The sequence below is a fragment of the Cupriavidus sp. HE11 genome (assembly GCF_056097175.1).
In genome coordinates, this window is record NZ_CP184464.1 from 2991169 (window position 1) to 3006259 (window position 15091).

General features: G+C 65.6%; 13 protein-coding genes. 4 read left to right on the top strand and 9 right to left on the bottom strand.

The window, feature by feature from the left end; translation table 11 throughout:
* Nucleotides 1-217: 217 nt before the first annotated feature.
* On the top strand, nucleotides 218-2131 hold the full coding sequence (gene ggt / locus ACOABP_RS13895) for a gamma-glutamyltransferase (protein ID WP_474225631.1): 1914 nt from the start codon (nucleotides 218-220) through the stop codon (nucleotides 2129-2131).
* Nucleotides 2132-2240: 109 nt separating this feature from the next.
* On the opposite strand, the gene ACOABP_RS13900 is transcribed toward ggt, so the two are convergent.
* The 4 genes from ACOABP_RS13900 to ACOABP_RS13915 all read right to left on the bottom strand — a co-directional run bounded on the left by ACOABP_RS13900 (nucleotide 2241) and on the right by ACOABP_RS13915 (nucleotide 7173).
* Complete coding sequence (locus tag ACOABP_RS13900; RefSeq protein ID WP_101683225.1) at nucleotides 2241-3245, bottom strand: Bug family tripartite tricarboxylate transporter substrate binding protein; 1005 nt, start codon at nucleotides 3243-3245, stop codon at nucleotides 2241-2243.
* A gap of 401 nt (nucleotides 3246-3646) precedes the next feature.
* Entirely contained in the window at nucleotides 3647-4723 is a 1077-nt protein-coding gene (locus ACOABP_RS13905) for a phosphotransferase (protein WP_474225633.1), read from the bottom strand.
* A gap of 66 nt (nucleotides 4724-4789) precedes the next feature.
* Complete coding sequence (locus ACOABP_RS13910; protein ID WP_066738875.1) at nucleotides 4790-5569, bottom strand: oxepin-CoA hydrolase, alternative type; 780 nt, start codon at nucleotides 5567-5569, stop codon at nucleotides 4790-4792.
* 80 nt (nucleotides 5570-5649) lie between these two features.
* A complete protein-coding gene (locus tag ACOABP_RS13915; protein WP_474225635.1) occupies nucleotides 5650-7173 on the bottom strand; it encodes a 3-hydroxyacyl-CoA dehydrogenase in 1524 nt (507 codons plus the stop codon).
* 176 nt (nucleotides 7174-7349) lie between these two features.
* On the opposite strand from ACOABP_RS13915, the gene ACOABP_RS13920 reads away from it, so the two are divergent.
* Nucleotides 7350-7991: a glutathione S-transferase gene (locus ACOABP_RS13920; protein WP_474225636.1), complete on the top strand. Its 642-nt coding sequence runs from the start codon at nucleotides 7350-7352 to the stop codon at nucleotides 7989-7991.
* A gap of 140 nt (nucleotides 7992-8131) precedes the next feature.
* Here the strand turns inward: ACOABP_RS13920 and ACOABP_RS13925 are convergent, their stop codons facing one another.
* Together ACOABP_RS13925 and ACOABP_RS13930 are read right to left on the bottom strand one after the other, a co-directional pair.
* Nucleotides 8132-9310: a pyridoxal phosphate-dependent aminotransferase gene (locus tag ACOABP_RS13925; protein ID WP_474225637.1), complete on the bottom strand. Its 1179-nt coding sequence runs from the start codon at nucleotides 9308-9310 to the stop codon at nucleotides 8132-8134.
* 48 nt (nucleotides 9311-9358) lie between these two features.
* Entirely contained in the window at nucleotides 9359-9925 is a 567-nt protein-coding gene (locus ACOABP_RS13930) for a putative toxin-antitoxin system toxin component, PIN family (RefSeq protein ID WP_474225638.1), read from the bottom strand.
* Nucleotides 9926-9965: 40 nt separating this feature from the next.
* On the opposite strand from ACOABP_RS13930, the gene yaaA reads away from it, so the two are divergent.
* Nucleotides 9966-10751, top strand: a complete 786-nt coding sequence (yaaA, locus tag ACOABP_RS13935) for a peroxide stress protein YaaA (RefSeq protein WP_474225639.1) — start codon at nucleotides 9966-9968, stop codon at nucleotides 10749-10751.
* Between the two features lie 17 nt (nucleotides 10752-10768).
* On the top strand, nucleotides 10769-11911 hold the full coding sequence (locus ACOABP_RS13940) for a M14 family metallopeptidase (protein ID WP_066738870.1): 1143 nt from the start codon (nucleotides 10769-10771) through the stop codon (nucleotides 11909-11911).
* A 101-nt stretch (nucleotides 11912-12012) separates the two neighbouring features.
* Here ACOABP_RS13940 and ACOABP_RS13945 read toward each other — a convergent pair whose 3' ends face one another.
* From ACOABP_RS13945 to ACOABP_RS13955, 3 genes are all read right to left on the bottom strand, one after another.
* A complete protein-coding gene (locus tag ACOABP_RS13945) occupies nucleotides 12013-12792 on the bottom strand; it encodes a BspC domain-containing protein (protein WP_474225640.1) in 780 nt (259 codons plus the stop codon).
* A 251-nt stretch (nucleotides 12793-13043) separates the two neighbouring features.
* Nucleotides 13044-13916 (bottom strand): N-formylglutamate amidohydrolase, encoded by an 873-nt coding sequence (locus ACOABP_RS13950; RefSeq protein ID WP_066738868.1) that lies wholly within the window; start codon nucleotides 13914-13916, stop codon nucleotides 13044-13046.
* 18 nt (nucleotides 13917-13934) lie between these two features.
* Nucleotides 13935-14921 (bottom strand): Bug family tripartite tricarboxylate transporter substrate binding protein, encoded by a 987-nt coding sequence (locus ACOABP_RS13955; protein ID WP_066738867.1) that lies wholly within the window; start codon nucleotides 14919-14921, stop codon nucleotides 13935-13937.
* Nucleotides 14922-15091: the final 170 nt, after the last annotated feature.

Here is a 15091-nt window from a genome sequence, read left to right on the forward strand (position 1 = left end):
GCGAAGCGCGCCCTGGGCATGAAACGGAGCAGGCGTGCGCACGGGGTTGACGCCAATCACGAATTTATTCGCGCCGGCCATGCTGCCCTGCCGCAGAAGGGCGGTGGCGCATAGGAAAAAAAGCCGCGAAACGCAAGGCCGGCTTTCAGACGATTCGCACATCCGCCAGCATCTTTCGCCGCTACAATCGCCGAAGATTTCCTCCAGGAGACACGGCATGACTGAAGCAGCGGCACCCCGTTCCACGGACCTGACCTCGCATCCATCCGATTCACTGCGCTGGCGTGGCGCGCTGGCCGTGGCGCTGACCGCGCTGCTGGCGGCCTGCGGAACGCCGGACAAGGGCGCGGGTACACCCGCCGCATCGGCCACGCCGGCCTCTGCGCCCCCCGCGCAGGCGGCGATGCCGCCAGCCCCTGAAGTGTCGTCGGGCTATCGCCCGGACATGACCACCACCTACGCGCAGAAACACATGGCGGCCGCAGCCAATCCGCTGGCTACCGAGGCTGGCCGCGAGATCCTGCGGGCTGGTGGTTCGGCCATCGATGCCGCCGTTGCCATGCAGGCCGTGCTGACGCTGGTGGAGCCGCAGGCTACCGGCATCGGCGGCGGGGCCTTCATCATGTACTGGGACGGCAAGCGCGTGCAGGCCTACGATGGCCGCGAGACCGCGCCGGCAGGCGCCACGGAAAACCTGTTCATGCGTGCCGACGGCAAGCCGATGGAGTTCTCCGAGGGGCAGATTGGTGGTCGGTCGGTGGGCGTGCCAGGCGTGCTGCGCGCGCTGGAGATGGCCCATCGCGAGCACGGACGCCTGCCCTGGGCGCGGCTGTTCCAGCCGGCCATCCGCCTGGCGGACAAGGGTTTCCCAATGTCGCAGCGGCTCTATACGCAGGTGGCGGCTGACAAGTTCATGGGTGGCTCGCCCGAGATGACCTCCTATTTCCTGGACGAGCAGGGCAAGGCGAAACCGGTCGGCACGATCATCAAGAACCCGCAGCTGGCGCAGACGCTGCGCGAGATTGCCAGGAGCGGCCCGAACGTGTTCTACAACGGGCCGATCGCGCGAGACATCGCCGCCAGGGTCAACGCCCACCAGAACGCGGGCAGCCTTTCGGAGGCGGATCTGAAGGGCTACAAGGCCAAGGTGCGCGTGCCGGTGTGCACGGACTACCGCCAGTGGAAGATCTGCGGCATGCCGCCGCCGTCGTCGGGTGGCATTGCCATTGCGCAGATCCTTGGCACGCTGGAGGCGCTGGAAAAGCGTGATCCGCGCTACGCGCTGGCGAGCCTGAAGCCGACGAAGGTTGACCTGCCGTCGCTGATGGAGCCGAATCCGCTGGCCGTCCATGCGATTGCCGAAGCCGACCGGTTGGCCTACGCGGATCGCGGCCTGTATGTCGCCGATGCCGATTTCGTGCCGGTGGACGTGGCCGCGATGGTCAATCCGAACTACCTGGCCGAGCGGGCGGCGCTGATCGGTGACAGGAGCATGGGCAAGGCGCAGCCTGGCACGCCGCCCGGCGTGAAGGTTTCGTTTGCGCCGGATCGCTCGCCGCCGCGCATTTCCACGTCGCAGATCGTGGCCGTGGACAATCGGGGCGGCGCGCTGTCGATGACGACCACCATCGAATCGTACTTCGGCTCGCACATCATGGTGCGCGGCTTCATGCTCAACAACCAGCTGACCGACTTCTCGTTCACGCCGACCGAGAACGGCAAGCCGGTGGCCAACCGCGTGCAGGCTGGCAAGCGTCCGCGCTCGTCGATGGCGCCGACGCTGGTGTTCGATCGCCAGAGCGGCAAGCTGGTGGCGGCGCTGGGTTCGCCGGGCGGCTCGCAGATCATCGAGTATGTGTCGAAGACGCTGGTGGGCCTGCTCGATTGGGACATGGACGTGCAGCAGGCCGTGGGCATGGCGAATTTCGGCAGCCGCAATGGTCCGACCGAGGTGGAGAAGGGCCTGGTGACGCCGCAGCTGGTGCAGGCGCTGAAGCAGCAGGGTCACCAGGTGGCCGAGATCGAGATGACCAGCGGCACGCAGGCCATCATGCGCAAGACGGTCAACGGCAAGGCCGTCTGGGCCGGTGGCGCGGACCCGCGTCGCGAAGGCGTGGCACTGGGCGACTGAGTCGCGCGACAGGCCGCCGGGCTGCGCTTGCAGCCCGAGGCGGCTGGCAAAACTGAAACGGGCGCGAAATTCGCGCCCGTTTCAGTTTTGCCTGTTGTGATTGCCGGATTTATGCGTCCAGCTTGACCCCTGCCGCCTTCACGACTTGTGCCCAGCGCTTTTCCTCGGCCTGGAACCACTTGGTGGTTTCGGCCGGGGACATCGTCACGACCTCGGCACCCTGGCCCGCCAGATTGGCGCGGATCTCCGGCGTGCGAATGATCTTGACCAGCTCGGTGTTGATGCGCTGGACCAGTGCATCGGGCATGCCGGCCGGTGCCATCACGCCTTGCCAGGTACCCGATTCGAAGTTCGGCACGCCGCTTTCGGCGATGGTCGGCGTCTGGCCAACCAGCGCCATGCGGGTGCGCTTGGAGACGGCCAGCAGCTTGAGCTTGCCCGATTGCACGTGGGGGTACGTAGCCAGCATGCCGTTCATCAGCACCTGGGCGGTACCGCCAACGGTGTCGGCAATCGCCTGTGCACCACCCTTGTAGGGCACGTACTGCCAGCCGGCCTTGGTGGCCTGCTGCACGGCCACGCCCGCCAGGTGCGGCGCGCTGCCGATGGCGGTCACGGCAAAGTTCAGCGACTGCTTGTGCGACAGGTCGACCAGTTCCTTGAGGTTGTTGGCCGGCACCGACGGATGCACGACCAGCAGGTGCGGCGAATACGCCAGCATCGCCACGCCCTTGAGATCCTTCTCGGGGTTGAACGTGAGCTTGGTGTAGACCGACGGGGTGATCGCCAGCGCGCCCACGTCGCACAGCAGCAGCGTGTGGTTTTCCGTGCCGGCCTGCGCCACCATGGCGGCGCCGATGTTGCCATTGGCACCCGGACGGTTGTCCACCACGATCGGCTGACCCAGCGCTTCGCCAAGTTGCTTGCTGATCAGGCGCGCGATGATGTCCGACGAGCCACCGGCGGGATAGGGCACCACCAGGCGGATCGGGCGGGTCGGCCACTTGTCCTGAGCCCAGGCCGAGGCCGGCGCCAGGATGCCGGACGTGCCCACGGCACCAAGGGCCGCAAGGCCCGGAAGCTGGCCAAGGAATTGGCGGCGAGAAGAAGTCATGCTGTGTCTCCAGTCAACACTTATCGTCAGTCGTCGTACAACGATTTGGATGGGAGTGTAGGCCCGCTTTTCGATTGGGTCTATCGGGAAAACACGTAGTCAGGCGCCGTCAAATGTAGCAACAATGCGGCCGGGAGGGATGCGGCGCATGCAAGCGCAGGTGGCGAAAACGCCGGATGCGGGGCGGGTTTGTGCTCAGTTGTCTGATGACATGGGCGCACGTGATCTTCTCTCCCGTCTCCCATGTAATGGTCTGAACACATGGCAGAGGGGCGGGAGAGGGCAAGCGTCTCAAGATGCGATCGCCGGAGATTTAACCGCCATGCCCTCTTTCCCGGATCCCGCTCTCCCGCAAGTGCGGGAGAGCGGAGAAAAACCAAATGGTGAGGGACGAAGCCCGCTCAGGCCCCCGACTTCTTCGCGTATTCCCAGCCCATTTCCGCCATCGGGCGGGCGCGCTTGCCGGCGTCGAGCGCTTGCGCCGACGATGCCGTGCCGTCCACCACGCGCTTCATGATGCCCTGCAGGATGCCGGCGATCCGGAACATGCTGAAGGCAAGGTAGAAATTCCAGTCGCCGGTGATCTGGCGGCCGGTGCGCTGCTCGTACAGGCGGCGATAGGTTGCCTCGTCGGGAATGCCCAGGCCCTTGTGGTCCAGGCCGGCGATGCCACGGAACTGGCCCGGCGCGATGTGCCAGCTCATGCAGTGGTAGCCGAAGTCGGCCATCGGGTGGCCCAGCGTGGACAGCTCCCAGTCCAGCACGGCCAGCACGCGTGGCTCGGTGGGGTGGAACATCAGGTTGTCGAGCCGGTAGTCGCCGTGGACGATGCAGGTCAGGTCCACGTCTTCCTGCGGAATATGATCGGGCAGCCAGGCCATCAGCTGGTCCATGGCCGGGATCGATTCCGTCTCGGACAGCTTGTACTGCTTGCTCCAGCGCTCGATCTGGCGCTGGAAGTAGTTGCCGGGCTTGCCATAGTCGGCCAGGCCGATGGCCTTGTAGTCCACCGTATGCAGCGCGGCGATGACGCGGTTCATCTCGTCGTAGATCGCGCCGCGTCCGGCCGTGCTCATGTCGGGCAGCGACTGGTCCCACAGCACGCGGCCGCTGACGAACTCCATGATGTAGAACGCGCGGCCGATCACGTCTTCGTCCTCGCACAGCGCGTACATATGGGCCACGGGCACATCCGTGCCGGCCAGCGCCTTCATCACGCGGTATTCGCGCTCGATGGCGTGGGCGGACGGCAGCAGCTTCGACTTCGGCCCCGGCTTGGCGCGCATCACGTAGGTCTGGCCCGGCGTGATCAGCTTGAACGTGGGGTTGGACTGGCCGCCCTTGAACTGCTCGATGGTCAGCGGGCCGCCAAAGCCCTCGACATGCTCGCGCATCCAGGCCTCCAGCGCGCCCATGTCGAAGCGCTGCTGGTCTGCCACGGGGCGCGTACCTTCAAAGTGCGATACGTTGCTGCTCATGTCTGTCTCTCTCCGCAGTGTCTTTATTTTGTGATCATTGTCGAAGGCGTGTTACAGGTGTTTGGATTACCTGTAATTCGGCTTGCGCTTCTCAAGGAACGCCGTGATGCCTTCGCCCCCATCCTTGTGATGGAGCGCGGCTACGAAGCTGTCGCGCTCGGCAGCAAGGTGCTCGGTCAGCGTGGCGGTGCCCGCGTGGTTGATCAGCGACTTCATGCCGCGCACGGCGTTGGGCGACTCCTTGGCCAGGTTTTCGGCGATGCGCAGCGCTTCGGTCAGTGCGTGACCCGGTTGCACCACGCGGTTGACGATGCCGAAGTGTGCAAGACGGGCAGGGTCCACCGGCTTGCCTTCCATCAGGATTTCGCTGGCAAGCTGGCGCGGCAGCATGCGTGCAATCTCATACGAGCCGCCGCCATCGGGGGTCAGCCCGACCTTGACGTAGGCCATGACGAACTTGGCGTCGCTGGCGGCCACCACGTAGTCGCAGGCCAGTACCAGCGAGAAGCCGGCGCCGGCGGCGGGGCCTTCCACCGCAGCGATGATCGGCTTGGGAAATGCGTGGAACGATTCGATCCAGTGATGCAGCGTCTCGATGCTCTCGGCCTGCACCGACGGCGGTTGCGCGCGATTGCCAAGCAAACGGTTCAGGTTGCCGCCGGCGCAGAACACGCCATTGGCGCCGGTCAGCACCACGGCCCGGATCGAGTCGTCGCGGGCGGCCACTTCGAGGGCTTCCTGCGAGGCGGCGTAGATATCCGGATGCAGCGCGTTACGCGCCTCCGGGTTGGAGATGGTCAGCACGAGCGTCGCGTCGACGCGTTCGGACAGCAGCTGGGCAGTCATGGCAGCCTCGTTATCTTGGGGCAAGTTCTTGCGGCAAATACAAAAAAGGCGCCCCGTGTCTCGGCGGGGCGCCCACTCGATCAGGCTTCTTCGGTCAGCAGCGACAGGCCCAGGCCGGCGCGGCGCCAGAGCCACGGGCTCGGACGGTAGCGCATGTCGCCGGTCAGGCGGTTCATGTTGCGCAGCACTTCCAGGATCACGCCGGCGCCGATGGTGTCGCCCAGCGCCAGCGGGCCCTTCGGATAGCCCAGGCCCAGGTTCACGGCCAGGTCGATATCGGTCGGCGTGGCGATGCGTTGCTGGGCGATGTCGCTGGCGATGTTCACGATGCAGCCGATGATGCGCTGGGCAATGAAACCGGCCGAATCGCGGATCACGGTCACCGGCACGCCATCGCTGGCGAACAGCCCGTGCGCGGCATCGCGGGCGGCGGCGCTGGTGGCCGGCGTGGTCATCAGCGTGCGGCGCTTGGTGGCTTCGAATGGCAGCAGCGTGTCGATGGCAACCACGCGCGTGGCGTCCAGGCCTTCTTCCAGTGCGGCAGTGGTGGCGTCCAGGCCCAGCGGCGTGACGACGATCAGCGCTTCGGCCGACGGCTGGTTGCCCGCTTCAACGATCACGCCCAGCGCGGTCAGCAGCTTGACGGTCATGGCGTTGCCACGCGCGTTGGCGCGGCTCACCCAGACGCTTGCCGGGCGCGCATCGGGTACCGGCTGCGCGGCGGGCACCTGCTTCTGGCCTTCCGGATACGCATAGAAGCCGGCGCCGGTCTTGCGGCCCAGCAGGCCGCCTACCGAACGCAGCGCCGTGATCGGCGACGGACGATAGCGGGGCTCCTGGTAGAACTGGTTGTAGATCGATTCCATCACCGGGTGCGACACGTCGAGCCCGGTCAGGTCCATCAGCTCGAACGGGCCCATGCGGAAGCCGGCCTGCTCGCGCATGATGTTGTCGATGTCGACGAACTCGGCCACGCCTTCCTGGGCGGCCTTCAGGCCCTCGATGTTCATGCCGCGGCCGGCATGGTTCACGATGAAGCCCGGCATGTCCTTGCAGCGCACCGGCGTATGGCCCATGCGGCGCGACAGTTCCATCAGGCGGTCGCCCACGGCCGGGTCGCCGGACAGGCCGTCGATCACTTCCACGACCTTCATCAGCGGCACCGGGTTGAAGAAGTGGTAGCCGACCACGCGGCCCGGCTTCTTCGCACCCACGGCGATAGCCGTGATCGACAGCGACGAGGTGTTCGATGCGATCACCGCGTCTTCAGGCAGGATGGCTTCGAGCTTGGCGACCAGGTCGCGCTTGACGTCCAGGCGTTCGACGATGGCTTCCACCACCATGTCGCATCCGGCCAGGTCTTCCAGCGCGCTGGCGGCCTTCACGCGGGCCAGTGCGGCGTCGCTGTCGGCGGCGCTGATCTTGCCCTTGTCGGCCAGCTTGGCAAAGGTATCCTGCAGGTACTGGCGTGCGGCCGCCACGGCCTGGGCGTTGGTGTCGAACAGGTGTACGGTCAGGCCGGCCTGCGCGGCGATCTGGGCGATGCCGCGGCCCATGGCGCCAGTGCCAACGATGCCGAGCGTCTGGATAGTGGAATTGCTCATTGTTGGTCCAAAAAAGTTGTGGCTAAATTAGCACGATCGTACGTTTTCTGCACCCTTCGCGACAGAGGCGCCGCGCATGCGGCGTGCGCTGATCGGCCATGTCTGGCAGGGCAGACGGCGACGGTGCGGCCCCGGGTCGACACCAGCGATTCCATCCCAATACGGAGAGAGACGACATGCTGAAGCTTTGCGGTTTTGCCGCCAGCAACTACTACAACAAGGTCAAGCTGGCGCTGCTGGAAAAGAACCTGCCGTTCGAGGAAGTGCTGGCCTGGATCGGCCAGACCGACCTGGCTGCATCGCCGCTGGGCAAGGTTCCCTACATCATCACCGATGCCGGCCCGCTGTGCGAGTCCGAAACCATCGTCGAATACCTGGAGGCCACCTATATCCAGGCGCCGCTGCTGCCGCAAGACCCCTTCCAGGCCGGCAAGGTGCGCGAAATCATCACGTTCCTGGAGCTTTACCTGGAACTCACCGCCCGCGAACTGTACGCCGAAGCGTTCTTCGGCGGCACGGTCAGCGACCGCGTCAAGGAGCGCCAGCGCAACCTGCTGGACAAGTACATCCCCGCCTTCGGCCGCCTGGCCAAGTTCTCGCCATTTATCGCCGGCGACACCTTCACGCTGGCCGACTGCGCCGCCGTGTGCCATCTGCCGCTGATTTCGTCCTGCACGAAGATCATCTACGGCGAAGACCTGCTCGCGGGTTTGCCGGTCAAGGATTACCTGAAGGCGATGGCCGAGCGGCCGACCGTGCAGAAGGTCAATGCCGAACGCAAGGCCAACACCGAGTTGATGCTTGGCCGGAACAAGTAAGCCGGGCAGGGGCGCCGGAGGTATCGTGCCGATTGCAGCGGGCCGACAATGGCACGCCAGCATCAGCGCGCCAAATTAAGCAAAAAGCCCCGCGGCGGGAAGCCAGCGGGGCTTTTCTTCATTGCGGGAATGCGCGGCGCTTATAGCCGGGCCAGGCGCTCCAGCGCCAGCTTCAGCGTCTCTTCCTTCTTGGCGAAGCAGAAGCGCACGACACCCGACTCTCGCGGTTCCGAATAGAACGCCGAGACGGGAATCGCCGCCACGCCAATTTCGCGCGTCAGCCACATCGAGAAATCGGCCTCGCTCATATCGGAAATTGCCGAATAGTCGACGCACTGGAAATACGTGCCGTCCGATGGCAGCAGCTTGAAGCGCGAATTGGCCAGCCCGGCGCGGAAGTAGTCGCGCTTGGCCTGGTAGAAGGCGGCCAGGTCCAGGTACGGGGCGGGATCGGCCATGTAGTCGGCCAGGCCATGCTGCACCGGCGTGTTCACGGTGAACACGTTGAACTGATGGACCTTGCGGAATTCGTTCATCAGCGCGGCCGGCGCGGCCACATAGCCCACCTTCCAGCCCGTGACGTGATAGGTCTTGCCGAAGCTCGACACCACGAAGCTGCGGCGCGCCAGTTCCGGGTGGCGCGACACCGATGCGTGCTGCTGGCCGTCATAGACCATGTGTTCGTAGACTTCGTCGGACAGCACCAGGATGTCGGTGCCGGCCAGCAGGTCGGCCAGTTGCTGCATGTCTTCCGCGCGCCAGATCGTGCCGGTGGGGTTGTGCGGCGTGTTGATCATGATCATGCGCGTCTTGGGCGTGATCGCGGCGGCCAGCTTGTCGAACGGGATGCGGAACAGCGGGGCTTCCAGCCGCACCGGCACGGCCTTGGCGCCGGCCAGTTCGATCGAGGGCAGATAGCTGTCGTAGCAGGGCTCCAGCACGATGACTTCGTCGCCCGGGTGTACCGCGCACAGGATCGACGTCAGCAGGCCCTGCGTGGCGCCTGCGGTGATCGTGATCTCGGTGTTCCAGTCGTACTGGTGGCCGTACAGCGTGGCGATCTTGCCGGCGATGGCCTGGCGCAGCTTGGGCACGCCGGCCATCGGGGGGTACTGGTTGTGGCCCGCGCGCATGGCGCCGGTCACGGCATCGACGATGCTCGGGTCGCAGTCGAAGTCCGGAAAACCCTGGCCCAGGTTCACGGCGTTCTTTTCGGCGGCCAGCGCCGACATGACGGTGAAGATCGTTGTGCCCACGTTGGGCAGGCGCGACAGCGGCGGATTCAGCGGATTCAGCGGGGCAGGGGTCGATTCGGACATGACTGGGCGGAAACGGGAAATAACCGGGCAGGAAACCAGAGCGACATTCTAGCGGGGATCGCCGGCCGGGGCCGTATCGGGGGCTTCAGTGGCGCCAGCGGTATCGGCGGCCACGGCGGCATCGGCAGCCACGCGAGCGGCCAGCCAGCCCGGGAAGGCCAGCGGCGTCAGCACGTCCACCCCGCTGGTGCGGCGCAGGCGGCTCCTGAGCTTGAGCACGGCCTTGTCCTTCGACACCAGCAGTTCGGCTTGTGCGAAGTGGGCCAGTTCGATGAACTTCTGGTCGTCGGTGTCGCGGCACTTCGGCAGGCGGATGGCGCCCGCGTCGGCCGGTTCGGGGGCCGGGGCCAGCGTGGTCAGGCGGTCCACCTCGGCCAGCGCGGCGTCGATATCGACTGCAAACCGGGCAAATTGCGGATAGGCCAGCACCCGGCGCAGTTCCTCGCGGCAATCGGCCCGGATCACCGGGGCGATGGCGCCAGACGCCAGCGCGGCGCGGATCGGCTCGACATGTGGGTCGCGGAACACGAGCAGGTCGACCCAGACGTTGGAATCGAGCACGACACGGGGGGCGGAGGGGCCGGGCAGGGCGCCGGCGGTGACTTCGGTGGGCATTCGCTACAATCTCAGCTTTGTTTCTGCCCGCGATTTTGCCATGCTCATCGTCCTGTCTCCCGCCAAGTCCCTGGACTACGAGACACCGCCGCGCGTCAAGACCCATACGATGCCGCGTTTTATCGACCGTTCCGCCGCGCTGATCGAGCGCCTGCGCAAGCTGGCGCCGCAGGACGTGGCGTCGCTCATGGACATCTCCGACAAGCTGGCCGTGCTGAACGTGACCCGCTACGCGGACTGGACGCCCGAGTTCACGGCCGCCAACAGCAAGCAGGCCGTGCTGGCCTTCAATGGCGATGTCTACGACGGACTGGACGCCAGGACGCTGTCCACCGATGACCTGGCGTTCGCCCAGAAGCACATTCGCATCCTGTCCGGTCTCTATGGCGTGCTGCGCCCGATGGACTGGATGCAGCCGTACCGCCTGGAAATGGGCACCCGTCTGGACAACGCCGCCGGCCGCGACCTCTATGCGTTCTGGGGCGACGACGTCACGACGCTGATCAACAAGGACATGGCCGACCTCAAGCACGAGGGCGCCCCCACGCTGGTGAACCTGGCGTCAGAGGAGTATTTCAAGGTGGTGCGCCCCAAGGTGCTCGACGCCCGCGTGATCACGCCCGTGTTCGAGGACTGGAAGGGCGGCCGCTACAAGATTATTTCGTTCCATGCCAAGCGTGCGCGCGGTACGATGGCCCGCTTTGCGGTCACGCACCGGGTGACAGACCCGGCGCAGCTCAAGCGCTTCAAGGAAGACGGCTACGCGTTCGACAAGGCCGCCTCCGACGATGCGCGCTGGGTTTTCCGCCGCCGCCTGGAAGACTGAGAACAAGGACAGATTCGATGACCTCGGCACTCCATATTTCCTCGCTGTTCGATTCGGGCGCGATCGAAGTCGAAGCGCTCGACCGCGCCGACGATATCCGCCTGCGCATCCGCGCCGATTCCCACGCCGATTTCCGCCAGTGGTTCCACTTCCGCCTGCAGGGTGCGGCCGGACAGGCGTGCCGGCTGAAGTTCCTGAACGCCGGCGAGTGTACTTATCCCGATGGCTGGCGCGACTACCACGCGGTGGCGTCGTACGACCGCGCGCACTGGTTCCGCGTGCCGACGCAGTACGACGGCACCACGATGACCGTCGACTTCACGCCCGAACACGACAGCGTGTGGCTGGCGTATTTCGAGCCGTATTCCGACGAGCGGCATCTGTCGCTGCTGGCTACGTGCCAGCGCTCGCCGCTGGCGAAACTGTCGCACCTGGGCAGTACCGTCGATGGACGCGACCTGACCTGCGTGACGCTGGGCCAGCCCGGCCCGGGCAAGAAGACAATCTGGATGATCGCGCGCCAGCATCCGGGCGAAAGCATGGCCGAATGGTTCTGCGAGGGCGTGCTGCAGCGCCTGACCGGCACTGGCGCGTGGAATGGCGACCCGGTCGCGCGCAGGCTGCTGGATCGCGCCGTGTTCCATATCGTGCCGAACATGAACCCCGACGGCTCCTCGCGCGGCAACCTGCGCACCAACGCGGCGGGTGCGAACCTGAACCGCGAGTGGATGCAGCCGAGCGAGGAAACGAGCCCCGAGGTCTACCACGTGCGCCGCGCCATCGAGCGCACCGGCGTGGACCTGTTCTTCGATATCCATGGCGACGAGGCGCTGCCGTACAACTTCGTGGCCGGCAGCGAGATGCTGCCCGGCTTTACCGAAGCCCAGCGCGAGCAGCAGTCACGCTTTATCGAGGCCTTCAAGCGTGCCACGCCCGATTTCCAGGACGTGCACGGCTACGCCGCCAGCAAGTACAACGCCGACGCGCTGAAGCTGGCCTCGAAGTACATCGGCCACACCTTCGGCTGCCTGGCGCTGACGCTGGAAATGCCGTTCAAGGACAACGCCGACCTGCCCGACCCGGCCGTGGGCTGGAACGGTGCGAAGAGCGCGCTGCTGGGCACGGCGATGCTCCAAGCGATTCTGGAGTATCTGGGCTGAGAACGGTCCGAGGCAAACGACGCCCGTGGTTTTCGCCCCCTCCCGCATGCGGGAGGGGGCGCGGATATCAGCAGGGCAAGAGCAGGAGCAACAGCTTGGGTTCAGTTCTTCTTTTTCGTCTTGGAGGAGGAAGAAGACGTGCTCTTCGTGCTCGACGTCGATTTTGACGAGGACGTCGACTTCGACGAAGACTTGGCGCTGCTCTTGCCCTTCTTCTTGCTGTGCGACGCCGTGGACACGGCCGGTGCCGCTGCCGGCTCGGTGATCGTGTCGCCGTTGCTGTCGAGCAGTTCGTAGGCCAGCATCATGCCGTCGTTGTAGCCGCAGCGTACCTTGACCGGTTGCCACTGGGCCTCGCCCTTGCGCTTGTGGGCCGTGGCATTGAACGTCACCACAGAGCTCACGGGCACGGCCTGCTTGCCGGGCGAGAAGCGGCCTTCCCAGCGTTCCTCGGTAGCCTGGCTGGACGACAGCGCGCCGGTGGGGATCTTCAGTGCGTCATAGGACGCCGAACGCGGCACCACCCAGCTGGCATGTGCCGCGCAGTCGGCCACATCGGCCGCGGCATTCTCCGATTTCATCAACTGCTCGCGCATCTGCGCACGATACTCGGCCAGGCTCACGCGGCCCTTGTCGGGCAGCGTGACCGTGGTGGTTGGCGGATTCTTGTTGACGACGGGAGGCGGCTTGACGCCGGGGGTGTTGGTCGATGCGGTCGGTGCGGTGGCGGGCATGCCGGCCGGGCTGGCCGGTGTGGCGGCGGCCTGGGCGGTGTCGTCGGTCGGCGCGGTGGCGCAGCCGGCCAGCGCAATCGCGCCTGCCACTGCGGCAGTCAGCATGCGCAGCTGGCTGCCAAACAGTCTGGAAATTCGTTTGATCACGGGATCGTCTTTGCTTGAGTCAGCAAGGAGGGTTGGTGAAGGATTGCCATGATAGAGGAAAGCCTGCCGGCGGAGTTCCTAAATCTTGTTACCCTTCGTTCTAACTGCTTACAACTTGCGTGCATCAGGCGCTATTACCTGCGCGCGATAGCAGATGTCACAGGACCCATGCAACTCAGGCGAACCCCGAGACACGCAAGTAGCGTGTCCCGAGGTGCCGGGCGCCATTGCAGCGCCCGTTCCAGACGACTTCAGAACGTGCTGGCGAAGCGCAGCAGGTCGTCCATCAGCGCGTTGAGATCGCGCTTGAGCTTGTCGAAGCCGGCCGAGTGGGTCAGGCCCACTTCGTCCATGTAGAGCTTGCGGTTGACTTCGAGCTGCAGGCTGTGGCGGTTGGCTTGCGGCTGGCCCACCACGCGCACGATCTCCACGCCCTTGTAAGGGTGGTTGCGCCACACGTCGTAGCCCATTTCCTTGAGGACAGCTTCCACGCGATCGGTGAAGCGCGTGTCGCACGTGGTGCCGTCGCGGTCGCCCACCACGAAATCCGGATGCTGCAGGCCCGGATGCTCGGTGGCGAACTTTGCGGCCTCGCTGGGCATCGAGTGGCAGTTGATGTGGAACACGCGGCCATGGCGCGCCACGGCTGCGTCCGACAACTTCTGCAGCTGCGCGTAGTACGGCAGGTAGTAGTTGTCGATCCGTGCCTGCAGCTCTGCCACGCTCAGCTTGCGATCGTAGATCGGCTCGCCGGTGTCCAGCACGCGCCAGACCAGGCCCTTGCCCAGGCGCGTCTTGGACGTTTCCTTCTTCAGGCCCGGCCACGGCGCGTCGAGCAGCGCCTCGTCGATTTCCTCCAGGCCGCGGTTGGCGTCGAGGTAGCTGCGCGGGCAGCCGGCGGCCAGCAGCGGGATGCCCCGTGCCGGGGCATCGGCGTAAAGCTGCTCCACGAACGTGTCTTCCGCCTGCCGCAGCAGCGGCAGGGGCAGGTTGCCGGCGTAGCGGAAGTCCGCCGGGTAGGTGGTGCAGCTATGCGGTGAGTCGAGAAAGAGCGGGCCGCTCTCGCCTTCCGGCATCTGCAGGAAGTACGGGCTTTCCGCGGTCTTTCGTTCAGCGTCGGTCATACGAACTGCCGGTGAGGATTAGTCCAGGGAGATCTTGGCGGCGGCTGCCACCTTCTTGTTCTTTGCCACTTCGGTGGCGATCTGCTGCGCGAAATGCTGCGGCGTGTCGCCCACCGGGGTCGCGCCCAGCTTCTCGAGCTTGGCCTTCACCTCGGGCATGGCCAGCACCTTGATGGCGGCGGCGTTCAGCTTGGCCTGGATGTCGGCCGGCAGCTTGGCCGGGGCGATCAGGCCGAACCAGGCGGCGTCGTTCACTTCGGGCAGGCCGAGTTCGGCGAAGGTCGGCACGTTCGGCAGGGCGGCCACGCGCTTGGGCGCAGCCACGGCCAGTGCGCGCAGCTTGCCGCCCTCGATGAACGGCAGCGACGACGGCAGGTTGTCGAACAGGATCTGCACCTGGCCGGCCAGCGCGTCGTTCAGCGCCGGGCCCACGCCCTTGTAAGGCACGTGCAGCAGTTCGGTCTTGCTGCTCATCTTGAACAGTTCACCCATCATGTGCGACACGCTGCCGTTGCCGGCCGAGCCATAGGCCAGCTTGTTCGGCTCGGACTTGGCCAGCGCGATGAACGACTTCATGTCGGTGGCCTTCACGCCCGGGTGGATGCTCATCACGTTCGGCACCGAAGCCAGGTTCGTGATGGGGGTGAAGTCCTTGGTGGCGTCGTACGACAGGCGCGGGTACACGGCCGGGTTGATGCCGTGCGTGGAGGCCGTGGCAATGCCCAGCGTGTAGCCGTCCGGCGTGGCCTTGGCCAGGTAGCCGGTGCCGATGCTGCCGCCGGCACCGCCGCGGTTATCCACCACCACGGCCTGGCCCAGTTGCTGGCCCAGCTTGTCGGCGACGATGCGCGCCACGATATCGGTAGTGCCGCCGGCCGGGAACGGCACGACGAGCGTGATCGGCTTGGTCGGGTAGGTGCCCTGGGCAAAGGCGGGCAGGGTCAGGCCGGCAGCAGCAAAGGCAGTGGCGGCGGCCAGGATCTTGAGCAGGGGACGGCGTTGCATCGAAAGGATTCCAGTCGAAAGGTAATTGAAAGGAGAGATGGAGGCCGGTCTCTGCGGACCTGATGGGTAGCCTGCAAGGGGTAATGCAAAAATTGTGCGTCCTGATTCTGCGCGCCAATGCAAGTTCGTAGCAAACGATTTAAAATCCCTAGCTCATTCCATTTGGTCGT